23 protein-coding genes and 1 other RNA gene are annotated in these 26387 nt (G+C 49.3%); 16 read left to right on the top strand and 8 right to left on the bottom strand.

Annotated elements, in window-relative coordinates:
• Positions 1–18: 18 nt before the first annotated feature.
• Both rsmI and NNN64_RS05330 read left to right on the top strand, forming a co-directional pair.
• Positions 19–882 (top strand): 16S rRNA (cytidine(1402)-2'-O)-methyltransferase, encoded by an 864-nt coding sequence (gene rsmI / locus NNN64_RS05335; protein ID WP_271440728.1) that lies wholly within the window; start codon positions 19–21, stop codon positions 880–882.
• Between the two features lie 2 nt (positions 883–884).
• Positions 885–1901: a Fic family protein gene (locus NNN64_RS05330; protein ID WP_271440727.1), complete on the top strand. Its 1017-nt coding sequence runs from the start codon at positions 885–887 to the stop codon at positions 1899–1901.
• Here the strand turns inward: NNN64_RS05330 and NNN64_RS05325 are convergent.
• The 8 genes from NNN64_RS05325 to garD form a co-directional block, all read right to left on the bottom strand.
• On the bottom strand, positions 1898–2671 hold the full coding sequence (locus NNN64_RS05325; protein ID WP_048213375.1) for a DeoR/GlpR family DNA-binding transcription regulator: 774 nt from the start codon (positions 2669–2671) through the stop codon (positions 1898–1900). The genes NNN64_RS05330 and NNN64_RS05325 overlap by 4 nt on opposite strands.
• A 111-nt stretch (positions 2672–2782) precedes the next feature.
• Positions 2783–3826: a galactitol-1-phosphate 5-dehydrogenase gene (gene gatD / locus NNN64_RS05320; RefSeq protein WP_271440726.1), complete on the bottom strand. Its 1044-nt coding sequence runs from the start codon at positions 3824–3826 to the stop codon at positions 2783–2785.
• A 44-nt stretch (positions 3827–3870) separates the two neighbouring features.
• A complete protein-coding gene (locus NNN64_RS05315; RefSeq protein WP_271440725.1) occupies positions 3871–5244 on the bottom strand; it encodes a PTS galactitol transporter subunit IIC in 1374 nt (457 codons plus the stop codon).
• Between the two features lie 4 nt (positions 5245–5248).
• Entirely contained in the window at positions 5249–5533 is a 285-nt protein-coding gene (gene gatB, locus NNN64_RS05310; RefSeq protein WP_003828616.1) for a PTS galactitol transporter subunit IIB, read from the bottom strand.
• Positions 5534–5562: 29 nt separating this feature from the next.
• On the bottom strand, positions 5563–6027 hold the full coding sequence (gene gatA / locus NNN64_RS05305; RefSeq protein WP_271440724.1) for a PTS galactitol transporter subunit IIA: 465 nt from the start codon (positions 6025–6027) through the stop codon (positions 5563–5565).
• A 14-nt stretch (positions 6028–6041) separates the two neighbouring features.
• Positions 6042–7313 carry a tagatose-bisphosphate aldolase subunit GatZ gene (gatZ, locus tag NNN64_RS05300; protein ID WP_271440723.1) on the bottom strand — a complete coding sequence of 424 codons (1272 nt, stop codon included), beginning with the start codon at positions 7311–7313 and terminating at the stop codon, positions 6042–6044.
• A gap of 133 nt (positions 7314–7446) precedes the next feature.
• A complete protein-coding gene (locus tag NNN64_RS05295) occupies positions 7447–8301 on the bottom strand; it encodes a tagatose bisphosphate family class II aldolase (RefSeq protein WP_271440722.1) in 855 nt (284 codons plus the stop codon).
• Positions 8302–8480: 179 nt separating this feature from the next.
• On the bottom strand, positions 8481–10052 hold the full coding sequence (gene garD / locus NNN64_RS05290; protein WP_271440721.1) for a galactarate dehydratase: 1572 nt from the start codon (positions 10050–10052) through the stop codon (positions 8481–8483).
• Between the two features lie 413 nt (positions 10053–10465).
• Between garD and garP the strand changes: the two genes are divergently transcribed.
• The 14 genes from garP (at position 10466) to NNN64_RS05220 (ending at position 26114) form a co-directional block, all read left to right on the top strand.
• Positions 10466–11800 (top strand): galactarate/glucarate/glycerate transporter GarP, encoded by a 1335-nt coding sequence (garP, locus tag NNN64_RS05285; protein ID WP_271440720.1) that lies wholly within the window; start codon positions 10466–10468, stop codon positions 11798–11800.
• 15 nt (positions 11801–11815) lie between these two features.
• A complete protein-coding gene (gene garL / locus NNN64_RS05280; protein ID WP_271440719.1) occupies positions 11816–12586 on the top strand; it encodes a 2-dehydro-3-deoxyglucarate aldolase in 771 nt (256 codons plus the stop codon).
• A 28-nt stretch (positions 12587–12614) separates the two neighbouring features.
• Entirely contained in the window at positions 12615–13505 is an 891-nt protein-coding gene (gene garR / locus NNN64_RS05275) for a 2-hydroxy-3-oxopropionate reductase (RefSeq protein ID WP_271440718.1), read from the top strand.
• A gap of 65 nt (positions 13506–13570) precedes the next feature.
• Positions 13571–14716 (top strand): glycerate 2-kinase, encoded by a 1146-nt coding sequence (gene garK / locus NNN64_RS05270; protein WP_271440717.1) that lies wholly within the window; start codon positions 13571–13573, stop codon positions 14714–14716.
• A gap of 32 nt (positions 14717–14748) precedes the next feature.
• Positions 14749–15125, top strand: an RNA gene (gene rnpB / locus NNN64_RS05265) — RNase P RNA component class A.
• A 52-nt stretch (positions 15126–15177) separates the two neighbouring features.
• Entirely contained in the window at positions 15178–15630 is a 453-nt protein-coding gene (locus NNN64_RS05260) for a hypothetical protein (RefSeq protein WP_271440716.1), read from the top strand.
• Positions 15631–15638: 8 nt separating this feature from the next.
• Positions 15639–17294, top strand: a complete 1656-nt coding sequence (locus tag NNN64_RS05255) for an S-type pyocin domain-containing protein (RefSeq protein WP_271440715.1) — start codon at positions 15639–15641, stop codon at positions 17292–17294.
• Positions 17295–17546, top strand: coding sequence for a bacteriocin immunity protein (locus tag NNN64_RS05250; RefSeq protein ID WP_149608060.1), 252 nt, complete (start codon positions 17295–17297; stop codon positions 17544–17546).
• On the top strand, positions 17539–17751 hold the full coding sequence (locus NNN64_RS05245; protein ID WP_271440714.1) for a CPCC family cysteine-rich protein: 213 nt from the start codon (positions 17539–17541) through the stop codon (positions 17749–17751). The genes NNN64_RS05250 and NNN64_RS05245 overlap by 8 nt, the downstream gene beginning before the upstream one ends.
• 987 nt (positions 17752–18738) lie before the next feature.
• A complete protein-coding gene (gene hdcC, locus NNN64_RS05240) occupies positions 18739–20091 on the top strand; it encodes a histidine-histamine antiporter (protein ID WP_005131726.1) in 1353 nt (450 codons plus the stop codon).
• Between the two features lie 40 nt (positions 20092–20131).
• On the top strand, positions 20132–21268 hold the full coding sequence (locus NNN64_RS05235) for a histidine decarboxylase (protein ID WP_271440713.1): 1137 nt from the start codon (positions 20132–20134) through the stop codon (positions 21266–21268).
• A 212-nt stretch (positions 21269–21480) separates the two neighbouring features.
• Positions 21481–22863, top strand: coding sequence for an amino acid permease (locus tag NNN64_RS05230; RefSeq protein WP_271440712.1), 1383 nt, complete (start codon positions 21481–21483; stop codon positions 22861–22863).
• Complete coding sequence (gene hisS / locus NNN64_RS05225; protein ID WP_202037669.1) at positions 22860–24128, top strand: histidine--tRNA ligase; 1269 nt, start codon at positions 22860–22862, stop codon at positions 24126–24128. Before NNN64_RS05230 ends, hisS begins: the two co-directional genes overlap by 4 nt.
• 84 nt (positions 24129–24212) lie before the next feature.
• Positions 24213–26114, top strand: coding sequence for an ATP phosphoribosyltransferase regulatory subunit (locus tag NNN64_RS05220; RefSeq protein WP_271440711.1), 1902 nt, complete (start codon positions 24213–24215; stop codon positions 26112–26114).
• The last annotated feature ends 273 nt before the right edge of the window (positions 26115–26387 follow it).

The following is a 26387-nucleotide window of genomic DNA, read 5'->3' as shown; positions in this document are numbered from 1 at the left end:
GGCAATACGGACGACACAATGAAACAACACGAATCGGCGGATAATTCTCAAGGCCAACTCTTTATTGTACCTACTCCTATCGGAAATTTGGCTGATATTACCCAACGAGCGCTCGAAGTTTTACAAGCCGTTGATTTAATTGCCGCTGAAGATACCCGCCATACAGGATTGTTGTTGCAACACTTCGCGATAAACGCCCGTTTGTTTGCGTTGCATGACCATAATGAGCAGCAAAAAGCCGAAACGCTGGTATTGAAACTGAAAGAAGGGCAAAACATTGCGCTGGTTTCCGATGCCGGAACACCGTTGATTAACGATCCTGGTTATCACCTGGTGCGCACCTGTCGCGAAGCGGGGATCCGCGTGGTACCTCTGCCTGGCCCTTGTGCGGCGATTGCCGCGTTGAGTGCTGCAGGTCTGCCATCAGATCGTTTTTGCTATGAAGGTTTCCTGCCAGCCAAATCTAAAGGGCGTCGTGATGCGATGAAAGCCATCGAAGCAGAACCACGTACGCTTATTTTTTATGAATCCACTCACCGCTTGCTGGACAGCCTGGAAGATATGGTAGCGGTCTGGGGCGAATCTCGTTATGTCGTGCTGGCGCGTGAACTGACCAAAACCTGGGAAACCATTCATGGTGCGCCGGTGGGTGAGTTGCTGGCGTGGGTCAAAGAAGACGAAAATCGCCGTAAAGGTGAAATGGTGCTGATTGTCGAAGGGCATAAAGCACAAGAAGACGACCTTCCGGCTGATGCGCTACGTACGCTGGCCTTATTGCAGGCAGAACTGCCGCTGAAAAAGGCGGCTGCGCTGGCCGCAGAAATCCACGGCGTGAAAAAGAATGCGCTGTATAAGTATGCGCTGGGCCAGCAGGGAGAGTAAAAGTGGGTGGATATCAGCCTCCATTCGTTGTCACTCCATTGATACTCAATCAGGTGATTGAAATCGGTGAGCTTATGGGGCATTGGGCGGCGATGGCGGGTAGAACATCTCCTCTTTTACGCAAAGAGAATCGCATTCGTACAATCCAGGCTTCTTTGGCTATTGAACATAATTCGCTGACGACAGAGCAGGTCACTGCTCTGATGGAAGGTAAGCGAATTCTGGCGCCAGCTAAAGATATACAGGAAGTCAGAAATGCCATTCTGGCCTATGAAAAAATGTCGGAGTGGAAAAGTGAACGGTTATCCGATCTCCTTCAGGCCCATCAGGTCCTGATGTTAGGGCTGGTCGATAATCCTGGCCAATTGCGTTCTGGGAATGTCGGTGTCTACAGGGAAAAACAACTTATCCATATGGCCCCTCCTGCCTCACAAGTTCCGCGCTTGGTTAATGACTTGCAGGGTTGGTTAAAAACGACAGAACACCACCCGCTTATTGCTGGGGCTGTTTTCCACTATGAATTTGAATTTATTCATCCTTTTTCTGATGGTAATGGGCGAATGGGGCGGTTGTGGCAAACATTAATTCTGCGGGAGTGGCGCGCCGAATTGGCCTGGCTGCCGGTAGAAACGCTGATCCATTACCAGCAGGATCGGTATTATCATGTATTAGGGCAATGCGATCGGCAAAGTAGTTGTACGCCATTCATAGAATTTATTTTGGGAAATATCATCTCTGCTTTGAAAGAGGGATTAGGGCAAGCACCGACGATGTCGGAAGAAATGTCGGAAGAAATGTCGGAAGAAATGTCGGAAGAAATGTCGCCTGATTTACTGGATATAGAAAAACGTATTCTGCAAATCTTGTCGAATCAGCCGGGCAGATCTGCCAAAAGTATCGCTGATGAGTGTGAAATCTCATCCCGTACCGTTGAGCGCTATCTGAAAGCGTTGCAGCAAAAAGGAAAGTTGCAACGCGTTGGCGCGAAGAAAGGCGGGATGTGGCGGGTAAAAAACTAAACGATCAGTAACTCAACGCCTGTTTTAGCGAGCGCTGATTTGTCCTGCTTGCTGATGCTATCGTCGGTTATCACGCAATTAATCTTCTCCATCGGCAGTACCTGATTAAAGCCACGGCGATTGAACTTTGTCGCGTCCAGCACAGCGATGACCTTATGTGCGGCAGCTGCCATGACGCTGCTAATGGAGTAGCCTTCGTTAAATGTCGTAATACCATTTGTGGCATCAATCCCATCGGCACCAACGAACATCAGGTCAGCACTGATCCCTTGTAGAGAACGCTCTGCTATGGTGCCATGCATCGAATGGGTTTTATGGCGTACTGTTCCACCGCAGACGACCAGCGTAATGTCTTTGTTTTCCGACAACGTGAATGCGGCGGGTAGGCTATTGGTAATAACGGTGATATTACTTTTTCGGTTTAACGCCTCCGCGATAAGCAAGGTGGTGCTTCCACTATCCAGAATGACGGTCATACCTTCTTCGACCATTGCGGTCGCGGCTTGGGCGATCCTTTTTTTCGGATCGCTGGCAAGTTGATACCGCTCTTCCAATATCACTTCCTGATTGTCGCCTTCAGCCAGGTGGCTTCCCGGTTTTGCCGCTCCGCCGTGAAAACGGGTGACAAGACCTTTCTCCTCTAATAACCGCAGGTCAGCGCGAATGGTCACTTCAGAAATACCAAAGGTATTCGAAAGGTCCATTACCAGTACGCTGCCTTGCGTATTAATCAGGTCGACAATTTTGTTCCTTCTCTCAAATGAGTTCATATTGATTTACCTGATAATTTAACTATCACTAGTTTAATCGAAGGATTGCGAAAGGTGAACGCTAAATTTCGAAAGGAAATGTGAGCCAGCGCAGGTTGCTGGCTCGTGAGGTCAGGCAAATTTGAGCAGAATTTTTCCCTGCATCGGTGCGCCATTGAGTGATGTTACCGCTTTGGCAAAACTGTCCGCGTCGCCGCTATGGGCAATTAACGGCTCCAGTTGCAAACGTTTTTCGGTCAGCAAGCGTGCAGCGGTTTCCCACTCCTCTCCTGGCCATGGGCTGGAGTAGTTCATCCAACTGCCGAGAATCGTTAATTCCTTACGCAGTATTTGGCCAAATACACTGGAAGTCAGCGTCAGGTCCTGGTGCAATGTACCCACTAACGCCACCTGTGCGCGAGGGCCTGCAATTTCTACAGACAGGGCTACGGTTTGTGGTGTTCCTGCTGTCTCCAGTACCAACTGATCGAACTGCATATCTGCCAGTGCGGAATAGATTTCCGCCGCACTCATCTCCCGGCTATTAAATACGTGAGTGGCTCCCAACTCTTTCGCTAACGTCAATTTTTGTGGGTTGATATCAATTGCCGTGACACTTTTTGCACCGAGTTCGCGGGCACATTGCATCGCCAGCAAACCGATAGTCCCTGCGCCAACGATAATCACGTTTTTACCTTCGCAGCCCTGAGCCAGGTGGAAGGCATGCAAACCGACGGTAATGGGTTCGATGAATGCCCCGTCATCAATCGGCATATCTGATGGCAGTCGGAACAGATTGGCGCGTTTTACGACCACATATTCCGCATTGCCCCCTTCGCTACGCGAACCGACAAACTGATATTGCTTACATAACGAAAAGTAACCACGTTCACACTGAGGGCAGTGGAAGCAGGGGAGTAGCGGCACACAGGCAACGGCGTCGCCAGGTTGCATATCAGTCACACCGGTGCCGTAGGATTCAACATAACCGCTAAATTCATGACCCAGCGTTATTGGGTAGTAATGCGCACCATGAGAAAAAATACGCGGGATATCAGAACCGCAAAGCCCTGAACTAACCACCCTGACCAATACATCGTTATCGGCTTGCAGTTGGGGCATGGGACGTTCTTCAACGCGTACGTCTCCCTCAGCGTGAATAACCACTGATTTCATAAGAGTCTCCAGAAATGTGAAGGGGAGCAAATGCTCCCCAGAAGTTAAGATGTGGGCTGGCTTTCTGAGATAGCGGCTGCTTTTTCGGCGGTGACAAAACGACGTGCCCGGCGCCAGGTCAATAGCACACCGGCGAAGTAAATGACGGCAATCACGGCAAACGCCACGACGTTTTGCCAGGTAAAGAGCTGAATCAGTAACCAGGTGATCGGCGAGCCCCCCTGGTCCAGAGAGGCGACCATTCCACCTGCTTTCAGTGCCCCGGCGTTGGCGGCAAGCTGGGTGTGTAAGCCGATAGTCTGGGTGGCGATCCACAAGGTGATGCCCATGATGATGACACCAGAGATCAGCGTGCGGAACAGGTTCCCCTGATGAACGGCTACCGCCATTGCTACGAAGAACCCAATAGTAGCAAGATCACCGAAGGGCAGAACCTGATTACCTGGAACCAGGACGGCAATCAGAATGGTCAGCGGAATAAAGATCAGGCTGGCGGAAACCACCGATGTATGGCCGAGCAGCAATGCGGGATCAAGACCAATTAAGAACTCCTGGCCGCCAAATTTCGCCTGCAGACGTTTACGGGCATGCTTTGCAATAGGTGTTAAGCCATCCATAATCGGTTTAATGACGCGTGGCATGAGCAGCATAACGGCAGCCGTTTTTACCGCCAGTTGCAATACTGCTTTGATGTCATACCCGGCTAACAAGCCGATCACTAAGCCCATAACAAAACCGACGGTGACTGGCTCACCAAAAGGACCGAAGCGTTTCTGTACATCATCAGCACTGAAATGAATGCGATTCAGGCCTGGGATTTTTTCAATGATCGTATCAACCAATACCGCTATTGGCCCCAGATAGGCTGATGAGCCGTGTGGGATGGCAATACCTTCGAGACCGAAAAAGTCGCGCGTGTCTTTCGCAAACCAGTCGCCAAGTTTGTAGACAAAAGCGGCGTGAACGACAACGCCCAGGATGCCCAACCAGTATGAGCCCGTCGCCAGATGTAACATTGCGCCAGTGAACGTCATATGCCAGATGTTCCAGATATCGACATTGACGACCCGGGTCATTCGGGTGACCAGCATCAGGATATTGACCCCAATGGCGACAGGGATAGCAATCAAGGCGATCTGTGATGCCCATGTCATCGGTGATGAACCCGGCCAGCCAACATCAATGACATGCAGATTGATTTGAAACTGCTCCGCCATTGCTTTTGCGGCAGGCCCGATAGAATCCAGCATCAGGCCAATAACCAGGCCGATACCGACGAAGCCAATCCCAATATGCAGACCGGATTTAAAACAATCCCCGAGCTTCATCCCCAATAGTTTTGAGAAGATGATGATCACGAGCGGCAGCATGACAGTCGGACCTAAGTCGAGGATATAACGCATTATTTCGCTAAACATGGCGTCACCCCACGAGGATAGTCAGTATTTTTTGCTGCAATGCTTCGATACCCACGCCTGAAACAAAAGGCATGCCGTGGACCACAGGGATATCGCCAAAAGTACGGTCAACACGGGCGGTGGTACAGATAAGATCTGCTCCATCCATATAGGTTTCGATTTCCGTTACACGGCACTGAACCAGGTCGAGTTGGATATTGTTGGCTTCACACAGTTCTTTAATTTCTTCTGCTGCCATTGTTGAAGTTGCTACAGCACCGCCACACGCCACAATTACTTTACGTTTCATAGGGTATTCCTTTTATTATCAGTTTGTTATCAAGCCTGCGCGCAAGACTCAGGCTCAAGGATTTTTTCCCGAAAGATCATTGCCAGTTCAGCCTCTGGCGCATTCAATAATGCTTCAATGGTGTTCGGGTTTTGCAGCTCACTGAACAGGCGACGTAACAGCTTTAGCTGAGCCGTCGGGTTCTCAACGATTAAGGCAATAATTAAAGAGACCGCTATCTCTTCATCATCATCTGCCTGCTGAAAGTTGACAGGCGTCTCTGGGCGAATCAGATAGATAGCTGGCGATTTTGCATGAATGGCTTCACAGTGCGGGATCGCAACGGCGTGACGTTCCAGCGCTATCCCGGTTGGGAATGTGGCTTCACGTTCAATTAAGGCCTGCGGGTAGCTTTCATGCACGACCCCTTTGGCCAGCATCTCCTCCCCAATGTGTACCAGCGCATGCTGACACGAGCTAAAGTTTATTCCGGTTCGGACAAAGAGTTGGCTCATATATTCTCCAGATTTCAGGCGATGACTGGTGCGCAGCCAAAGCGATAGGCACGCAGAACGTCCTGGATTTTGTCGATAATCAGATTATGGGGTGTAGCCGTGAGCGTACCTTCTGACAGGCGCTCAAACTGCACGGGCATAAACTGGCTAATTAGCCCCAGCGGTAATGCCACACCGTTCAGGTTGGCAATTAACTTTTCCACGCTTTGACGAATGCGCGGATGAGGCCAGTAGTAGCGAATACGGTCAGACAAGCTGAAGTGAATATCGACCATCGCCTGGCTCCAGGTTGGGCGATAGTATTTTTTCCAGTAATCCGGCTCATTCAGCATGACTTCATCAATCACCTCCAGCACCCGGCTACGTTGTTCCGGAGAGATCAGCTCATTTTCCATTTGCGCCAGCGCAAAAATAGCTTCGCGAAGGGCGAAAGTCAGCGCGGGACCTACTTTCAGAATCGCATAGTGGTCACGTACCAGGTCACGATAGGCTTGACGGGTTTGATAATCGGTGGAGTGCGCCTCATAGACCATCGGCGTCTCTTTGATCCAGGCAGAAAGCGCTTCTGCGGCTTGTGGTTGATAGTGAATGATCTGTGTGTGATCAAACTCCACGCCTGGCTGGACGACAATGGCGATCACACGGGTTAATGCGTCTTCAAGCCCTAATGCGCGAAAAGCGACCTGGTGTGTTTCCAGGGTACGGGCAGCATCTTCTTCGCGGGTAACATGTACGGTACCAATAGTACTGGCTTCTCCGCCAGGTACAGGAACTTCTGTCCCTATAACGTAAGTTAGTTGGCGTTTCTGTTCTTCAGTGGCTGTTGCTTCTGCGGCCTGGCACAGTACAGCGGCGCGCTCGGCGACAATCATCGGATCCAACGGTGTGGGATCGTCAGCACAGGACATAGAGGCATCAAGATGGATTTTACTGAATCCAGCGGCGACATAAGCTTTAATTAAATCTACGGATTTCGCCATCGCCTCTGCTGCCGGTTCATTTTGCCAGCAGTTAGGACCGAGGTGATCGCCCCCGAGAATCAGTCTTTCACGAGGGAAACCGACTTGTTCTGCAATGTTATACACAAAGTCACGGAAATCGGCAGGCTTCATCCCGGTATAGCCGCCAAACTGATTGACCTGATTTGATGTCGCTTCGATCAGCACTTTACTGTCTGTATTGAGATCAAAACGTAATGCGGATTCAATCACCAGCGGATGGGCTGAACAAACAGAACAAATTCCCAAATGTTCACCCGCTTTATGACGAGAGATTATTTCTTTCACTTCTATCTCCGATATCTTTTGTTTATCTTCATAATATTTTTGGATTGAAGGCAAAGGGTAAAAGCATCTTTCGTGATCCAGCTTTAAAAACAAACCTTTGTCAGCACCCATGCAATTCAAATTAATGAAGGACTTACAGCTTTCCTTCGCAGCCGCAGTCGGCGATGACTTTACGTACCACCTCTTTCATCGCCGCTTTTGCTGGCACCATGTAGTGCCGTGGATCGTTCGCATCGGTGTGGGCGCTCAAGTAGTTTTTGAGTGCGTCAGCAAAGGCGATTTTGAGTTCGGTAGCGACGTTGACTTTGCAGATCCCGAGGGCGATTGCGCGTTTAATATCCTGAGGGGGCAGGCCGGAAGCGCCATGTAAAACCAAAGGAATATCAACGCATTGACGAATCTCATCTAACCGTTCAAAGTCCAGTTTTGGCTCTGCGGTGTACAAGCCGTGGGCAGTGCCAATGGCGACTGCCAGTGAGTCGATACCTGTTTTTTCTACGAACTCTCGAGCCTGCTCAGGGTGGGTATAAAGTGCATCCTTGCCATCAACGATCAGGTCATCTTCTTGCCCACCCAGGCGTCCCAGTTCTGCTTCAACGCTGGCGTCATAGCGGTGGCAGTAATCCGTCACGCGTTTGACTAACGCGATGTTATCGGCAAACGGTAAATGGGAGCCGTCGATCATGACAGAGCGAATCCCTGAGGAGACTTTTGCTTCAATATCGCTGACGCTTTCATGGTGATCGAGATGAATTGCCAGGGGGAGGTTCCAGCTTCTGGCCAGCTCGCTGGCGATAGCGACTATATTACCGACACCAGCGTAGTTAAAAGTACCTGGCGTTCCGGCGACGATCAACGGAGAACGTAGCTCGGCAGCCGTTTCCACGACAACCTGTAAGGTCTCGAGATTGTGGATGTTAAATGCGGGGACGGCGTAACCTTCTTGTTGAGCCTTCTTCAGCATTGTTTTGCTTGAAATGATAAACATACTTCCTCCGAAGTCTTTCGATTTCTTTCTTCGAAATAAAGTATAGGGTTTCGTAATGTTTTTTTGTGATTTTGATCTGAAAAATGAAAGTTTCGAAAGTAATGGGAGGGTTGCGAAAGTTTATGACAAAAAAAAGAGCATGCCCGTAGACATGCTCCTGAAGAAAAAACAGTGAAAAATCAGGTTACCGGTGCCGGGTTAAATACCGCCAGCTGGTTATGTAATCCCCACTGATCCGAGAAGGTTTTCTTACGCCCGCTGGCCACGTCGAGAATGAACTCGAATAGCTTCAAACCTACCTCTTCGATGGTTTCTTCTCCGGTCGCGATGGTACCTGCGTTGATGTCCATCAGATCAAACCAACGATTAGCCAGTTCAGTGCGTGTCGCCATTTTTATCACCGGAACGGCCATCAGACCGTACGGCGTACCGCGACCGGTGGTGAATACCTGTACGGTGATGCCGGAAGCAACCTGCTGAGTTCCACAGACAAAATCGCTGGCGGGGGTAGCAGCGTATATCAGACCGCGTTTGGTTGGACGCTGACCCGGCGACAACACTTCGACAATCGCGCTCTTGCCAGACTTGGCAATGGAGCCCAGCGCTTTTTCCACCACGTTTGCCAGACCGCCTTTCTTGTTGCCCGGAGAGGGGTTAGCGCTGCGGTCAGTTTTCCCCATATCGAGATAGTTGTCGTACCAGGCCATCTCTTCGAGCAGGCGTTTGCCCACCTCTTCGTTAATTGCCCGCGGGGTCAGAAGGTGGATGGCATCTCGCACTTCGGTCACTTCCGAGAACATCACGGTCGCACCGCAGCGAACTAACAGGTCGGAGGCAAAACCGACTGCCGGGTTGGCCGTTACGCCAGAAAACGCATCGCTTCCGCCGCATTGCATGCCGACTACCAGCTCAGAAGCCGGACAGGTTTCGCGCTGGCGCTGATTGAGCTTTGCCAGATGGCGCTCAGCGACCTGCAAAATGTCTTCTACCATGGATTTAAAACCAACGTGTTTTTCATCCTGCAGGCTGACGATACTGGCGCTGTCTACCGAAATACTTTTCACATCGTGAGTACCTTCCAGCAGGCGCTCGGGCTGGAGTTTTTCGCAGCCAAGGCCGATGACCATTACTTCACCGCCGAAGTTTGGGTTCAGCGCAATATTGTGGATTGTACGAATCGGCACGATGGCGGCTGGGGCATTGATAGCCACGCCGCAGCCGTACAAGTGATTGAGCCCCACCACGCCGTCGACGTTCGGATAGTTGGGCAGCAGATCGCGCTCAATGATTTTCACGACATAATCCACCACGCCCGCCACGCAGTGCACGCTGGTGGAGATGCCGAGCAGATTCTTGGTGCCGACGCTGCCGTCAGCATTGCGGTATCCTTCGAAGGTATACCCCTCCAGCGGCGGCAGCGGTTCCGGGACTTTGGTTGCCAGCGGCAATGTTTCCAGTGGCGGCGCTTTTGGCAGTTCAACCATAGATTCATCGATCCAGCTGCCGCGTGGGATATCGCGAACGGCGAAACCTATTACTTCACCATAGCGGACGATTTCGCCATGAGCAGGAATATCTGTTAGTGCCACTTTATGGCCCTGGGGGATATGCTCTATCAGCGTCAGTCCATCCGGAAAACGTGTCCCGGCTTTCAGACCATTGTCATTGACAATAATCGCCACATTATCTGTGTCGTGTACTTTAATATAAAACGCCGTTGGCGATTCTTGTCTAATTTCGATGTCGGCCATTGTCCAGTATTCTCCAGCCAGGTGGTGATAATAATTGTATGGGTGTTGTTATATTGAAGCTAATTAAAAGCAATAAAGACTTGGTATTGTGAAATAAGAATGTCAGGAGATTAAATCTGAGAATGTGACCATGATCACTTAAACTCAGGTACACCACGCCGCCAGAGGTGGCAATACGTAAATGTGTGCATTAGCGCCCATGCTTATGTGCATCCGCCCAAGAGAATATTCTAATGACTTTTCTTTAGTGAGCATTTGCACAATGATTAACCGTGTCACGCTGATTATACTAAATCACGGTTTCATAGCACCTGATAAATTATTGCGTATTTTTATTGGCGGTAATTAATTATTAAAATGCCTGCCAAATAATAATAAAAGACATGTGCCTGAGGTAACCCGAGGTAAATAGTATGATACTGGATACGGTTGTAGAGAAAAAGAAAGGCACGCACACTCGTTATTTAATATTGCTGATAATCTTTATTGTTACGGCCGTTAACTATGCGGACCGTGCGACGTTGTCTATTGCCGGTACGGAAGTGGCGAAAGAGCTACAGCTTAGCGCCATATCAATGGGTTACATTTTTTCGGCTTTTGGCTGGGCTTATTTGCTGATGCAAATCCCCGGCGGATGGCTGCTCGACAAGTTCGGCTCGAAGAAAGTCTACACTTACAGCCTGTTTTTCTGGTCGCTGTTTACCTTCCTGCAGGGATTCGTGGATATGTTTCCACTGGCCTGGGCGGGTATTTCAATGTTCATCATGCGTTTCATGCTGGGCTTCTCTGAAGCGCCGTCTTTCCCGGCTAACGCACGCATTGTGGCCGCCTGGTTCCCCACGAAAGAGCGCGGTACAGCATCGGCAATTTTTAACTCCGCGCAGTACTTCTCCCTGGCATTATTTTCCCCGCTGTTGGGGTGGTTAACTTTTGCCTGGGGCTGGGAACATGTCTTTACCGTGATGGGGGCGATCGGCTTTGTACTGACCGGGCTGTGGGTGAAACTGATCCATAACCCGACCGAGCATCCGCGTATGTCGCAAGAAGAACTGAAGTTTATCTCTGACAACGGCGCGGTGGTCGATATGGATCACAAGAAGCCGGGCGATGCGGCATCTGGCGGTCCTAAGCTGCATTATATCAAGCAGTTGCTGACTAATCGCATGATGCTGGGTGTGTTCTTCGGACAGTATTTTATCAATACCATCACTTGGTTCTTTCTGACCTGGTTCCCGATCTACCTGGTGCAAGAAAAAGGCATGTCGATCCTGAAGGTAGGCTTGGTGGCTTCTATTCCTGCGCTGTGTGGATTTACCGGTGGCGTGTTGGGCGGGGTGTTCTCCGATTATCTGATTAAACGCGGTTCCAGTATTACTTTGGCGCGTAAGCTGCCAATTGTGCTTGGGATGCTGCTCGCGTCGACCATCATTCTGTGTAACTACACCGATAATACCACCCTGGTGGTGGCGTTGATGGCGCTGGCGTTTTTCGGAAAAGGCTTCGGCGCGCTGGGCTGGCCGGTGATTTCCGATACTGCACCGAAAGAAATAGTCGGTCTGTGTGGTGGTGTATTTAACGTATTTGGCAACGTCGCGTCCATCGTAACCCCGCTGGTGATTGGTTATCTGGTGAGCGAGCTGCACTCATTTAATGCTGCGCTGATGTTTGTAGGATGCTCGGCGCTGATGGCGATGGTTTGCTACCTGTTTATTGTCGGTGACATTAAACGTATGGAATTGCAGAAATAAACAAAGGTATAGGCGATGAATAACACGATATTTCCGAACAAATTTAAAGCGGCCCTCGCGGCGCATCAGGTGCAGATTGGCTGCTGGTCCGCGCTGGCCAATCCAATCAGTACCGAGGTATTAGGTCTGGCAGGTTTTGACTGGCTGGTGCTGGATGGTGAGCATGCACCGAACGATGTCTCGACGTTTATCCCGCAATTGATGGCACTGAAAGGTAGCATCAGTGCACCGGTTGTGCGTGTTCCGACCAATGAGCCGGTCATTATCAAGCGCCTGTTGGATATTGGGTTTTATAACTTCCTGATCCCGTTTGTTGAGACCGAAGAAGAGGCGGTAAACGCCGTAGCATCTACCCGTTATCCGCCGGAGGGGATTCGTGGTGTATCCGTTTCCCACCGCGCCAATATGTTCGGTACCGTGCCGGACTACTTTGCCCAGTCGAATAAGAACATCACCATTATCGTGCAGATCGAAAGCCAGCAGGGTGTCGATAACGTTGATGCCATCGCGGCGACCGACGGCGTAGACGGTATTTTTGTTGGCCCGAGCGATCTGGCTGCAGCATTAGGTCATCTTGGGAATGCTTCCCACCCTGACGTACAGAACGCAATCCAGCACATCTTTGCCCGCGCGAAGGCACACGGCAAACCCAGCGGCATTTTGGCCCCGGTAGAGGCGGATGCCCGTCGTTATCTGGAGTGGGGCGCGACATTTGTTGCCGTTGGCAGCGATCTTGGCGTATTCCGCTCGGCCACACAGAAGCTGGCTGACTCCTTTAAGAAATAACCACCATCGACAGTAGAGAGATAAAGACATGACAATGAAAGTTGGTTTTATTGGCCTCGGTATCATGGGTAAACCAATGAGTAAAAACCTCCTCAAGGCAGGTTACTCGCTGGTGGTTGCTGACCGTAACCCACAAGCGATTGCGGAAGTCATCGCCGCAGGCGCAGAGACCGCCGCCACGGCGAAAGACATTGCCGAGCAGTGTGATGTGATCATCACCATGCTGCCGAACTCTCCGCACGTGAAGGAAGTGGCGCTGGGTGAAGGCGGCATCATTGAAGGGGCGAAACCGGGCACCGTGTTGATCGATATGAGTTCCATCGCACCATTAGCCAGCCGTGAAATCAGCGAAGCGCTGAAAGCGAAAGGTGTGGATATGTTGGATGCACCGGTCAGTGGCGGCGAACCGAAAGCGATTGATGGCACGTTGTCGGTGATGGTTGGCGGCGATAAAGCGATTTTCGACAAGTATTACGATCTGCTGAAAGCGATGGCGGGCTCCGTGGTGCATACCGGCGAAATTGGCGCGGGTAACGTCACCAAGCTGGCGAACCAGGTTATTGTGGCGTTGAACATTGCGGCGATGTCTGAAGCGCTGACCCTGGCGACCAAAGCGGGCGTGAACCCGGATCTGGTGTATCAGGCTATTCGCGGCGGACTGGCGGGCAGCACCGTGCTGGATGCCAAAGCGCCGATGGTGATGGATCGTAACTTTAAACCCGGTTTTCGTATCGACCTGCATATCAAGGATCTGGCGAATGCGCTGGATACTTCACACGGCGTGGGCGCACAGCTGCCGCTGACCGCAGTGGTAATGGAGATGATGCAAGCGCTGCGCGCTGACGGGCTGGGAACGGCTGACCACAGTGCGTTGGCATGCTACTACGAAAAACTGGCGAAAGTGGAAGTCACTCGCTAACAAGAAGGGCGCGGATGCGCGCCCTGTATTTCTTGCCTTGCGCGGCACAGTCAGGCTACATAACTATGAAAATCGTAATTGCCCCAGACTCTTATAAAGAAAGCCTGTCTGCCTCCGAGGTAGCGCAGGCAATAGAAAAAGGATTTCGGGAAATTTTCCCCTATGCGCAATATGTGTCTGTTCCGGTTGCCGATGGCGGTGAAGGAACAGTGAAAGCGATGATAGCCGCGACGCAGGGGACTGAACGTTCAGCCCTGGTGACGGGGCCTCTGGGCGAAAAAGTGAATGCCTGCTGGGGCATGTCCGGTGACGGTAAAACCGCGTTTATTGAAATGGCGGCAGCCAGCGGCCTGGCGTTGGTTCCTCCTGAGAAACGCAATCCATTAGTGACAACATCTTGTGGTACCGGAGAGTTAATTTTGCAGGCGCTGGAAAGCGGCGCGAAAAGTATCATTATCGGCATTGGCGGCAGCGCGACCAATGACGGCGGTGCGGGTATGGTGCAGGCGCTGGGGGCAAAACTCTGTGATGCCAACGGTACTGAAATCGGTTACGGCGGCGGCAGCCTGAATTGTCTCAGTGCCATCGATGTTTCAGGGCTGGATCCGCGCTTAAAAACCTGTTCAATCCGTGTCGCCTGTGATGTGACGAATCCTCTGACGGGCGATACTGGCGCATCCCGCATCTTTGGGCCGCAGAAAGGGGCGGCAGAGGAACACATTGTTGAGCTGGACCGTAATCTCTCCCACTATGCCGATATCATTAAAAAATCGCTCAGGGTGGATGTGAAAGACGTGCCTGGCGCGGGAGCGGCTGGTGGTATGGGGGCCGCGTTAATGGCTTTTTTAGGCGCGGAGCTGCGCAGTGGTATCGAAATTGTGATTCAGGCGCTCAATCTGGAAGAACATATTCACGATTGTACGCTGGTGGTCACTGGTGAGGGACGTATCGATAGCCAGAGTGTGCATGGCAAAGTGCCGATTGGTGTGGCAAATGTGGCGAAGAAGTACCACAAACCCGTAATTGGTATTGCCGGTAGCCTGACACGCGATGTGGACGTGGTACATCAATATGGCATTGATGCGGTGTTTAGCGTATTAACCCGTATCGGCACGCTGGAGGACGCTTTCCGCGGAGCATCGGATAATATTTACCGCGCTTCAAGGAATATCGCTGCCACGCTGGCAATCGGAATGCGTAGTGCGGGGTGACAAAGGCGCACGAACCCTCTATACTGCGCGCCGAAGCTGACCAGACAGTCGCCGCTTCGTCGTCGTCCTCTTCGGGGGAGACGGGCGGAGGGGAGGAAAGTCCGGGCTCCATAGGGCAGGGTGCCAGGTAACGCCTGGGGGGGAAACCCACGACCAGTGCAACAGAGAGCAAACCGCCGATGGCCCACGCAAGTGGGATCAGGTAAGGGTGAAAGGGTGCGGTAAGAGCGCACCGCGCGGCTGGTAACAGTCCGTGGCACGGTAAACTCCACCCGGAGCAAGGCCAAATAGGGGTTCACAAGGTACGGCCCGTACTGAACCCGGGTAGGCTGCTTGAGCCAGTGAGCGATTGCTGGCCTAGATGAATGACTGTCCACGACAGAACCCGGCTTATCGGTCAGCTTCACTCTTTATAAAACCCCGCTTCGGCGGGGTTTTTGCTTTCTGGGCAGGCTAAATGAATGACTGTCCACGACGCTATGTTCAAAATAACGCGGCTTATTGGTCAGCTTCATCTTCGTTTAAAACACTACATTAGTGTCTCTCTGGCCTTCATCGGTGAAAATGTGACACAGACGAGGCACACCAACGGCAGTTCCATCCCGAATATCCTGAAGCGTGGCAACCGCTACTGCCTTCATTTCCGACTTCCTTCAGGTGGCTTTTTTTACATGTCCCTGGGCTGCGATTCGGCCAGTGTGGCAACAGTATTTACACCTTCACCTACGCCACCAGGTCGAAGCATTGCCCATATAGCAAAACCTTTGATGCTTCACAAAGTGAATCAAAAATCAGGAAATATTCACTCTGAAAATTATTTAAAACATAGTTTTACTTTAAGTGAAAACAACTTCCTGCGTGTGGATGTTATTTGTACAATGCGTGCTGTATGTGAATTAATGCACTGTAAGTAGAGGGAATTATGGCTAAGGGATACATTCTTCATATGTACGATCCCACCACTTGTGGCGGTCGTGTACTGGAAGGAGCACCAAACAGAAGAACCAATGGGACTTCTGTTGCCCGGATGGGTGACCGGGTATCATGTGGTAAAGATGGCAATACTTACCGCATTGTCGGTGGCATTGGATGGATTAAAACGGATGGTCGCCTTGTGGCAGGCAGTCTGGACAGCTTCAGCAGTTGCCCCTGTAATGCAAAAATCATCCCGCAAATAACCGTACAAACCTATGAATCGCGCAGTGATTCCAGAACGTCGGCACCAGTAACAGCAACCACACCGCCGACAATCGTTTCCTCAAGTTCATCACCAGCGGCTAGCCCCGCTGCACTGCTGCCTGTCCCAGTCTTCGCTAAATCCCGCGAGCGTGGCTCAGGGAATACTGATGCAGGGAAGCAACAAGAACCGCATACTAATTTTGCAGAGATGGGCCTTTTCCGGGCAGCGCCTGCTGTTGACGCCGTAACAGATTCAGATGCCCCACAACACGCACAAACAGCAAAGAAAAAACCACAAGCCCCGGAAGATATTCCAAAACCGAAAAAGCGAAGCGCCCTGTATAAGTGGCTCAACGGCAATCACGAAGAGGTGCAATATCAGGCCGCAGTCGCAGCCGCTGCCAGTGCGACCAGAGCACAAACAGCCACCGCAGGTGCTGGCGTTCTGGAACAAGTTGCCGGGCGATTTGCTACATATGGAACATGGGCTGTACGAGGTGCGGAAATTGCCGCTGGTGGCGCTGGTGCCTCCGTTGCCGGATTCTTAGTAGGCATGATGCCTGGCAAACTCAATGAAGGAGAACAGGACTTCATCGACCGTATGCGGCTTGCACAAATGCGGGAAGCCCCTACGCGTGTTCGCTATTCGTGGGAGAATGACACCAACGGAAATCCCGTACCGCGTGGATATCACACGCCACCGGGTAAAGATATGGTGCGAGTCCGTAAGATGGAATGGGACCGCCGCTATGAGGCTTACACTTTCACCACTGAGGAAGAAAACCCCGTTACCCTTATCTGGACCCCGGACAGTTCGGGAGTTGACACTCCATCAAACACAGGCAACCAGACACCGCCAAGGCTACCGGGAACCATCCTTGTTAATCCGTTACCCGATGGAACACAGATCAGCAGTACGACAACCCCTGCACCGGATGAGAAAAATTTTGCGGATTACATTCTGATCCTTCCGGTATCAGATATCCCACCGATTTATATCTACATTCGAAACAATCCGGGACAAGTCACAGGCAAAGGCCAGAAGGTCACAGGCACCTGGTTAGCTGATGCGAATCAAGGCAACGGATCACCGATACCATCTCAGATTGCCGATAAACTGCGTGGGCGTACATTCTCCAACTTTGATAGATTCAGGGAAGCGTTCTGGCTAGAAGTTTCAAAAGACCCTGAATTGAGCCAACAATTTAAACGAGGAAACTTGGGAAATATTCGGGCAGGTAAAGCTCCAGCGCCAAGAGAATCTGAACAAGTTGGTGGCAAAATAAAATACAATATCCACCATATCAGGCCGATAAGTGAAGGTGGTGAAGTGTACGACGTCGACAACATGGGCGTAGTAACGCCAAAACGCCACATTGAGATCCATCGAGGTGAGTAAGTGAGCAGCATTAACGACTATACAGAAAGTGAATTTTTGGAATTTGTCCGTAAGTTATTCGATGTAGCGAATACTTCTGAAAGCGAAGACATTAAAAACATATTGGAGTTTAAGCGCTTGACTGAACACCCTGACGGATCGGACCTCATTTACTATCCCCGTGATGACCGCGAAGATAGTCCTGAAGGTGTTGTTCAAGAAGTCAAAGAATGGCGTAAAGCCAATGGAAAACCCGGCTTTCGAGATGAATAAGTCGCAAATTTTTGAGGCGAAGATGTTATGCCCCTGTTGTGAGCTGTTCGAGTTTAGCGGAGAGGGAAGTTTTGAATTATGCCCTGTCTGTGACTGGGAAAATGATTCAGTTCAGAGCAGTGATCCTGATTATGCTGGTGGAGCTAATATCATGAGCTTGAACGAAGCGCGCGAAGCATTCCGGCAAGGTCGAAAGGTAGGGTAACCCTGCTTTGGCAAATTCAATCTGTGAGTTGAACGGCTGGGTTTTGCCCCGGCCTTTCTTTTGTCTGTTAACCTGCTTTATCTGCCACACAAAGTGCGATACAGTCTGCGACACAAGACAACTCCAGCGCCGTAGATGCCTGACGTACAGTTGAACGAAGCCGCCTTATCGGTCAGCTTCACTCTTTATAAAACCCCGCTTCGGCGGGGTTTTTGCTTTTTGGGCAGGCTAAATGAATGACTGTCCACGACGCTATGCTCAAAATAACGCGGCTTATCAGTCAGCTTCACTCTTTACAGAACCCCGCCTCGGCGGGGTTTTTGCTTTCTGGGCAGGCTAAATGAATGACTGTCCACGACGCTATGCTCAAAATAACGCGGCTTATCNGTCAGCTTCACTCTTTACAGAACCCCGCCTCGGCGGGGTTTTTGCTTTCTGGGCAGGCTAAATGAATGACTGTCCACGACGCTATGCTCAAAATAACGCGGCTTATCGGTCAGCTTCACTCTTTACAGAACCCCGCTTCGGCGGGGTTTTTGCTTTGTAAGGCGTAGCCCACAGGGAGTCATCGTTCTATCCGTTGTAACATAAATTATGTTCCCTCTTTTGAATCACACCCTTCTACTTTATCCATATCAGAAATGCCCGTTTTTGGCGTGATAAATAGGTGTCTTTAAATTACTCATAATTGTTAACATTGAAACAACACCATCAACAAAAAAGTACATTATTAATAAACGATCGTCGTGATTTTTTTCCTGATTATTTTAGTGTCGCCTTTGCTTTATTCAGGTCGAATAAAAGGGGACAGAGTCAATTACTAATAAAACGGTTAAAAAATGAGCAGGAGTACCTCTCAAAAAAAATTGATTCATTATTATTTTTGATTGTTGTCACAATAATGGACATTTCTATTCATAACAATGGCCCACGAATTCAGTACGAATTTCCACTTATTGCAAAATTTTAAATTAATAGGAAACCATTATGGGAACAGTAAGCTCAGGCTCTGCTCATAAAATGGGAGTCATTGCCCTAACGTTAGTGACCGCATCAAATATGATGGGGTCTGGCGTATTTATGTTGCCAACTAATCTCGCAGGAATAGGCTCCATCTCAATATGGGGATGGGTATTTACCATCATCGGTGTTATTGCACTTGCGCTAGTTTTCGCTAAAACCAGTCTAATTACACCTCGTACCGGCGGTATCGTTGCTTATGCCAGTGATGCCTTTGGCCCATTCATTGGGTTTCAGACAACAATGTGCTATTGGATCAGCGCATGGGTAGGTAACGTTGCATTATTGGTCGCAGGTGTCGGCTATCTCAGTTTCTTTTTCCCAGAGCTTAAAAATCCAACTTACGGTTGTATTGCCGCAATTATTATTCTGTGGGCATTTGTTTTTCTTGCTAGTTTTGGTGCCAAAGTTGCAGGGCGGGCACAATCGTTTACCGCAACCTGCGGGTTAATTGTAATTTTAGGCGTAGGATTTATTGGGTGGTTCTGGTTTAACCCGTCGCTCTATACTGAAGTTTATAATGGAACGGGTCATAGTGATTCCTCAGCAATAATTTCTGCTGCGTCGATTGCACTATGGGGCTTCCTTGGTATTGAATCTGCAGTCGTTTCTACCGGTCAGGTCGAAGATCCTGAACGTACGGTTCCTCGGGCTACCGTTATGGGATTATTAATCGCTTCCGTATGTTATGTCGGTAGCTGCACCGTTATTATGGGGTTGGTACCACATAACGTTCTGGTAGATTCAGCCGCACCTTTTGCTGATGCCGCACGCTATATGTTCGGTAATACGGCAGGGAACATTGCTTCCGCACTGAGCATCATTGCCTGCTTTGGTTCCATTTCAGGTTGGCTGATACTTCAGTCAGAAGGCCCGCGCGCAGGTGCTCAACAAGGACTTTTCCCGAAATTCTTTGAAGAAACCAACAAGCAAGATGTCCCGATGAAAAGCCTCATTTTTACCGGTGTATTAATGAGTATTGTCTTGCTTTTGACGGCATCTCCGAATTTGGCGAAGCAATTCCAGGCCGTAATCCTAATGTCGGTGTTTGCTTCACTTCTGCCATATATGTATGCCCTGATTTCGCTTCCAATTATTCTTGTTTCAAAGAAAGCCAATCGTGGAAGATCGTTTATGTTTTACTGCACGTTGGTTGTTATTGGCATGATTTACTGCATCTTTGCTTTGCTTGGTTCTGGCAGCGACTCCATATTCTGGGGCATCTTGATGATGATGGTAACTATTCCATTATTCTCTTTTGTTGCCGCCGGACGTAGTAAGAAAGGTCAGGATATTCTTTATTTAGATAAACGTATCTAAACGTATCCAACTGTATTATTTTCATCCACGGGAGTTTAAAATGACATTATCTATTGTCGATCAGAATAAGCTTGATGCTTTTTGGTCATATTGCGTAAAAAATCAGTATTTTAATATAGGTTACCCGGAGTCAGCCGACTTCGATTACACAATACTGGAACGGTTTATGCGTTTCTCTATAAACAATTGTGGTGATTGGGGGGAGTATTGTAATTATTTGCTGAACTCGTTTGATTTTGAAAAAGAGGTAATGGAGTATTTCGCCAAGATTTTTAAAATCCCATTTGAAGAAAGCTGGGGTTACGTTACCAATGGGGGAACGGAAGGTAATATGTTTGGCTGCTATCTGGGGCGTGAACTGTTTCCAGAGGGTACGCTTTATTACTCGAAAGATACTCATTATTCCGTTGCGAAAATTGTTAAGTTGTTGCGCATTAAATCAAGTCTGGTGGAATCACAACCGAATGGCGAGATGGACTATGATGACTTGATTCGTAAAATTCAACGCGACAACGAAGAACATCCGATTATTTTTGCAAATATCGGCACAACCGTTCGTGGTGCTATTGATAATATTGCTGAGATCCAACAACGGATTGGTCAGCTGGGTATCAAACGTGACGATTATTATCTACACGCTGATGCTGCGCTGAGCGGTATGATTTTGCCGTTTGTGAACGATCCGCAACCTTTTAACTTCGCTGATGGTATTGATTCTATTGGCGTTTCCGGCCACAAAATGATTGGCTCGCCTATTCCCTGCGGCATTGTGGTAGCGAAAAGGAAAAACGTTGACCGGATTTCTGTCGAAATTGATTACATCTCTGCACACGATAAAACCATTTCTGGTTCTCGTAACGGCCACACACCGCTAATGATGTGGGAAGCGATTCGCAGCCACTCCTGGAGCGACTGGCAACGCCGCATTGAACATAGCCTGAATATGGCGCAGTACGCAGTCGATCGCTTACAGGCTGCGGGTATTGATGCCTGGCGCAATAAAAACTCAATTACCGTGGTTTTCCCTTGCCCGTCAGAAGCCGTCTGGAAGAAGCACTGTCTGGCCACCTCCGGTGACATCGCTCACCTGATTACCACTGCCCACCACCTTGACTCCAGCAAGATTGATGAGCTGATTGACGATGTCATTGCCGACCTGAACCAACAGGCCGCATGAAGAAAGGGCAGTGATAATCATCACTGCCCTCAGGAGCGCCGCAACCGATGCCGAGACCAATCATTATCGGTTGCGTCTGTCAGGCTCTGTTCTTACAGAGCCTGCAACGAGATTACCGCTTTACCGATGGGTTGTAACGACAAACTTTGGCCCTGAACATGCGCGGGAGAAGTCCCGTTCATCTCACCATGATCTATTAAATGAGGACTGGCATGGATAAATGTTGCGCGAAGACAAACCAAATGGGCCTGCTTGCGCTGACCATGATGACAGCATCGAATATGATGGGTAGCGGTGTGTTTATGCTGCCTGCCACGCTCGCGAGAATAGGTTCAATCTCTGTCTGGGGGTGGGGGCTCGCGTTTTTAGCGATTGCTGCCCTGGCGCTCATTTTTTGCAAAATGAGTGAGTTATTTCCGCGCAATGGCGGCATCATAGCCAGTATTACTGCCAGCTTTGGCCCCTTTATCGGCCTACAAATGACATTGTTCTATTGGTTGTCAACGTGGATTGGCAACTGCGCGCTGCTGTTAGCCGGCGTGGGATATCTCTCTTTCTTCTTCCCGGTATTACACAACCCATTTTATGGCACGACGGCATGCATTGTGCTGCTTTGGTGCTCTGTTCTTTGGGGATTACGTGGCGCGAAGCGGGTTGGTTATATGCAAATGTTTACGGGCAGTTGCATGGTGCTGGTGATCCTCAGCATCGGCGTCATGGGCTGGGGGCATTTTGACGTTGCTCGTTATCAGGCAGCCTGGAATCTTAGTGGCGTCAGTGATCATCAGGCAATCATTAACGCGGCAACCATCTCATTATGGGGTTTTCTGGGGATTGAGTCTGCATCTGTCTCGTTTAGCCAAGTGAAAAACCCTCGCCGCACTATACCGCTGGCCACCTTGTTAGGGTTGGGGCTCGCTGGGTTATGTTATGCCAGTTCAACCAATGTCATGATGGGGCTGCTCCCCCATGATGTGCTGATGAACTCCTCCTCTCCTTTTGCCGACAGCGCAAAAGCCATGTGGGGCAGTACGGCTGGGGCGATTATTTCAGCCATGGTTGTTATCGCTTGCCTCGGTGCGATGCCAGGTTGGCAAATCCTGCAAACGGAAGTGCCCAGGGCTGCGGCGGAAGATAATTTGCTCCCTGCTTTTTTTGCCCGTACTAACCGCCATGGTGTTCCCTGGTGTGGGTTAGTTTTTACTGCAGCGCTGATGACTGCACTCCTGCTATTCACATTGTCGCCAAATCTGCAGAACCAGTTCCAGAGCGTGATTACCCTGGCCATCTCTGCCAGCTTACTCCCCTATGCATTTGCTGCAGTATCACTGCCGGTCATGATGGTTGTTCATCGCCGGGGAGGAGATGCCAGTTTCTGGACTTATTGCTGCCTTAGTCTGGTTGCGTTGAGCTTTATTGCGCTGGCGTTAATGACAGAGAGTGCCTCTACCGTGGTATGGGGAATTATTTTACAGATGATTACCATCCCTCTTTACCTTCTTTATGTTGCCCGGCGCCATCGCCTGAACAAGGGTGTCCCGCAGCACAATTTGACTGAACAATCTTTTTCTTTATTAAGCAAGGAGTTGTCATGAGCAAAATTCAGGCCATACGAGGTATGCGCGATGTGCTGCCTGACGAAACACCGATGTGGCAGTGGCTGGAGCGTAAATTTCATCAAATGGCGTTTCGTTATGGATACCAGGAAATGCGTCTGCCGCTCCTGGAACCCGTTGCGCTCTTTGAACGTGCGGTGGGTGAAGCGACCGATATCGTCTCAAAAGAAATGTACGACTTTACCGATAAAAGCGGTGAGCATATTACCTTGCGCCCGGAAGGGACCAGCGGATGTATGCGGGCGGTCCTGGAAAATAACATGTGTTACAACAAGTCACAGCGTTTGTGGTATCAGGGGCCGATGTTTCGTTACGAGCGTCCGCAAAAAGGGCGGTTACGCCAGTTCACGCAGTTTGGCGTCGAAGCCTTCGGAATGTCCGGTGCTGATGTTGATGCTGAACTGATCTTTATGGTGCGCGATCTATTTGAAGATTTAGGCATATCACAGAACGTCCGGCTGGAAATTAACTCATTAGGGACGCCGGAAGAACGCCAGGCACATCGCAGGGAACTGGTGAGTTGGTTTACTCAACATAGAGACGTGTTGGACGAAGACAGCATCAAGCGCCTGGACGTAAACCCTCTGCGTATCCTCGATAGTAAAAACCCTGAAATGCAAGAAATGATAGAAAACGCACCTCGTTTACTGGATTTTTTGGGAGATGATTCACAGCGGCATTTCAATACGTTGCGGACTCTGCTCGACAATGCCGATATAACCTATCACATTAACCCACGACTGGTGCGCGGGTTGGATTATTATTCACGCACTGTTTTTGAATGGATTACCGATGACTTAGGTTCTCAGGGGACAGTCTGCGGTGGTGGTCGTTATGATGGTCTGGCTGAGTTATTTAATGGTAAGAAATTGCCCGCCTGTGGGTTTGCCATAGGTATCGAACGATTGTTGCTTCTGCTGCAGACGGTTTATGACGGCCTGAATCCTCAGTGGCAATTCCATCCTGATGTTGTGATTACCAGTGAGCTGGAGGATGGGGGTATACAGGTGCAAGTGCTGGCTTGCGCGCTTCGTCGAGACTTGCCTGGTTTACGTGTCCTCACTGATTGTAGCGGTACCAAACTTAAACGACAGCATCAAAATGCCCTTAAGAGTGGTTGTCGTTTTATTCTGACCATTAATGCTGATCAACAAATTCGGCTTTGGGATTTACAAAATAACCAGCAAAATTTACTAGCGATTCAAGATATTGCATTACGACTTGATGAGCTTAACCAGAAATAAGCGAAATGGGCTATCAAAAGGGCTTCTTGTTGTCTTTTGATAGCTCCTGTAAGATTCTTTAGAAATTCTTATATATTAACAGACGTGGCTTATGCACTAATAAAAACACTATTTAGCCCACTTAAAGATTATTTACACATTATTCCTATGCCACGAAAAAACCGATTATTTATCGATGGAATTCCTCACCTCGTGCAATTGTGCGGGCATAATGATGAAACTATTTTTAAAGGTGAAGAGGATTACCAGTACTTTTATCAATGCGTCGATACCGCAATGAGTATCTATGCAATAAAATTACATGCGTATTCACTTTCATCAAAGAAAATATTTTTATTTCTGTCCGCCCCTGATAAAGAATGCCTCGGGCGTTTTATGCAATATATCGCCAAAGGTTACACCCACTACTTCAACCACCGTCACCAACGCCACGGTACGCTTTGGGATAGTCGATACAATTGCTGCCCCGTCGAACCCAATGCCTATTTCTTGCTGACAAAAAAATACGTTGAATGCCATTGTGTAGATGAAACACCTCATCATAGTTTTGCTGATTCCCCCGAAGTGCGGATCACTCCCCATGAGGAGTACCTGCGCCTCGGAGAAAATGCCGCGCAGCGTTCAGGTGCCTATCAGCGCTTTTGCCTGGGGATGATTGTTCCAGCCGTCATTACGCGTATTGAGTCATCACTGGTGCAAAACTGCCTACTGGCAACGACGCCTTACTCTCAGTCGCTGGAAGAAAAATATCAGCGAAATCTGCGGCCACGGAAAAGTGGGCGCCCACGTAAGCATTACCAGAACCCCGCCGCGGACTGGGAGTGGCTGGAAAAAAAAGCAGAGTATTTATTGCAGCAGTATTGCTACAAGGAGATCCGTATGCCGCTTCTTGAAAGGTTGGAAGAAAACGCTACGAGGTCTTTTTCCGGTGAAAGTGATGAGCTAATGCTTAATCATCAGGCGTTATTTCGTGGCGATGGAACGATGGGATGTCTACGGCTTTTATCGCAATATCAGAATTTACAAATTGGCACACGATTATGGTATCTGGGGGCAATGTTCCGTCGTCAGAACCAGCAGAACATCAGCCAATTTCATCAATTGGGTGTGGAAGCGTTTGGCTATCCAGATATCGGCATTGAGATTGAACTTATTTCCTTACAATATGATTTTTTCAAATCGCTACAACTGTTGCCGTTTGTCGAACTCAATATTAATTCATTAGGCAATGTAGAGGAATTCACTCAATTTCGCCGTCACTTGCAGCAATACTATCAGCCGCTGGCATCACTGCTTAATGCCAGGCAGTTAGCTTGCCTGGAGCAACATCCAGAGCGTTTACTGAGTGATAAAGATAATTTGATGCTGCGGCTGGCAGAAAAAGCGCCGCAACTTGAAGCATGCCTGTCATTACAATCCCGTCAGCGTTTTACGCATCTTTGCGACTCACTGACTGCACTGAATATTCCTTTTACCCACGATAAAAATCTCTTCCCCGTAAATGACTATAACGACCAGCTTTTCGAATGGTATGCGGATTCGTTGCATCACAATAAATTACTGTGTCGGGGCGGGCGTTACGACAATAGTGCCAGCCGGCTAATTGGGCATCCTGTCTCTGCATGTGGCTTCGCTTTTATGCTGGAACCGATTATGCAGTTGCTCACCGCGACGAAAAAAAGCAGCGATTACGCTAAGCATGTCGATGTTGTCATCATACCCAGCCAGGAACGGGCACGGGATCAGGCAATACTGCTTGGCCGCCGACTCAGGCGTAATTTTCCGCATTTGAGCATTGTCAATGATTGCTCCACGCTACGCTTATCGACCCGGCAGAAGAACGCGCAACGCCAGGGGGCACGTTTTATTTTGCTTATCGACGGTAGCGACAATGAGGTCACTTTTTGTGATGAAGAAAACCATTGCTGGGTGCAAATCCCCCTTCATGAAGCGACAGCGCATTTAAGTATGGCGTTAATGATGTAACCCGGAGGCTCGCAATGAGAAGTGGCCTTCCCCTTATTGGAGGGGATAACTTTCTTTATTTGGCAAAAGGCACTGGTGAATATTTCCCGTTTTGTGACAAGCAACACAAAACGCTGTGCGATACGTTTTTCTCGAGAATAAATGAACGCAATCGATCGCCATCACAAAATTACTCGCTGATAAATCGTACAAAATCAGTGTTAATGTAATGTTGCATATGATAATTTTATGTATTGTTTAATTTAAATATTAATAAATGTAATGTTTCTTTAC

The sequence above is a fragment of the Citrobacter sp. Igbk 14 genome, from assembly GCF_028069825.1.
Lineage (GTDB): Bacteria > Pseudomonadota > Gammaproteobacteria > Enterobacterales > Enterobacteriaceae > Citrobacter.
Note: the sequence above shows the minus strand (reverse complement) of the source record. Positions and strands in the feature narration are given on the sequence as shown.

What these genes read in the sequence shown, in the direction of transcription:
- NNN64_RS05255 (WP_271440715.1), top strand. Translation starts at nt 15,639, where the DNA reads ATGGCTAAGGGATACATTCTTCATATGTACGATCCCACCACTTGTGGC.
- NNN64_RS05245 (WP_271440714.1), top strand. Translation starts at nt 17,539, where the DNA reads ATGAATAAGTCGCAAATTTTTGAGGCGAAGATGTTATGCCCCTGTTGT.
- hdcC (WP_005131726.1), top strand. Translation starts at nt 18,739, where the DNA reads ATGGGAACAGTAAGCTCAGGCTCTGCTCATAAAATGGGAGTCATTGCC.
- NNN64_RS05325 (WP_048213375.1), bottom strand. Translation starts at nt 2,671, where the DNA reads ATGAACTCATTTGAGAGAAGGAACAAAATTGTCGACCTGATTAATACG.
- rsmI (WP_271440728.1), top strand. Translation starts at nt 19, where the DNA reads ATGAAACAACACGAATCGGCGGATAATTCTCAAGGCCAACTCTTTATT.
- gatA (WP_271440724.1), bottom strand. Translation starts at nt 6,027, where the DNA reads ATGAGCCAACTCTTTGTCCGAACCGGAATAAACTTTAGCTCGTGTCAG.
- NNN64_RS05235 (WP_271440713.1), top strand. Translation starts at nt 20,132, where the DNA reads ATGACATTATCTATTGTCGATCAGAATAAGCTTGATGCTTTTTGGTCA.
- garD (WP_271440721.1), bottom strand. Translation starts at nt 10,052, where the DNA reads ATGGCCGACATCGAAATTAGACAAGAATCGCCAACGGCGTTTTATATT.
- garL (WP_271440719.1), top strand. Translation starts at nt 11,816, where the DNA reads ATGAATAACACGATATTTCCGAACAAATTTAAAGCGGCCCTCGCGGCG.
- garK (WP_271440717.1), top strand. Translation starts at nt 13,571, where the DNA reads ATGAAAATCGTAATTGCCCCAGACTCTTATAAAGAAAGCCTGTCTGCC.
- gatD (WP_271440726.1), bottom strand. Translation starts at nt 3,826, where the DNA reads ATGAAATCAGTGGTTATTCACGCTGAGGGAGACGTACGCGTTGAAGAA.
- garP (WP_271440720.1), top strand. Translation starts at nt 10,466, where the DNA reads ATGATACTGGATACGGTTGTAGAGAAAAAGAAAGGCACGCACACTCGT.
- gatB (WP_003828616.1), bottom strand. Translation starts at nt 5,533, where the DNA reads ATGAAACGTAAAGTAATTGTGGCGTGTGGCGGTGCTGTAGCAACTTCA.
- garR (WP_271440718.1), top strand. Translation starts at nt 12,615, where the DNA reads ATGACAATGAAAGTTGGTTTTATTGGCCTCGGTATCATGGGTAAACCA.
- NNN64_RS05260 (WP_271440716.1), top strand. Translation starts at nt 15,178, where the DNA reads ATGACTGTCCACGACGCTATGTTCAAAATAACGCGGCTTATTGGTCAG.
- hisS (WP_202037669.1), top strand. Translation starts at nt 22,860, where the DNA reads ATGAGCAAAATTCAGGCCATACGAGGTATGCGCGATGTGCTGCCTGAC.
- NNN64_RS05295 (WP_271440722.1), bottom strand. Translation starts at nt 8,301, where the DNA reads ATGTTTATCATTTCAAGCAAAACAATGCTGAAGAAGGCTCAACAAGAA.
- NNN64_RS05315 (WP_271440725.1), bottom strand. Translation starts at nt 5,244, where the DNA reads ATGTTTAGCGAAATAATGCGTTATATCCTCGACTTAGGTCCGACTGTC.
- NNN64_RS05230 (WP_271440712.1), top strand. Translation starts at nt 21,481, where the DNA reads ATGGATAAATGTTGCGCGAAGACAAACCAAATGGGCCTGCTTGCGCTG.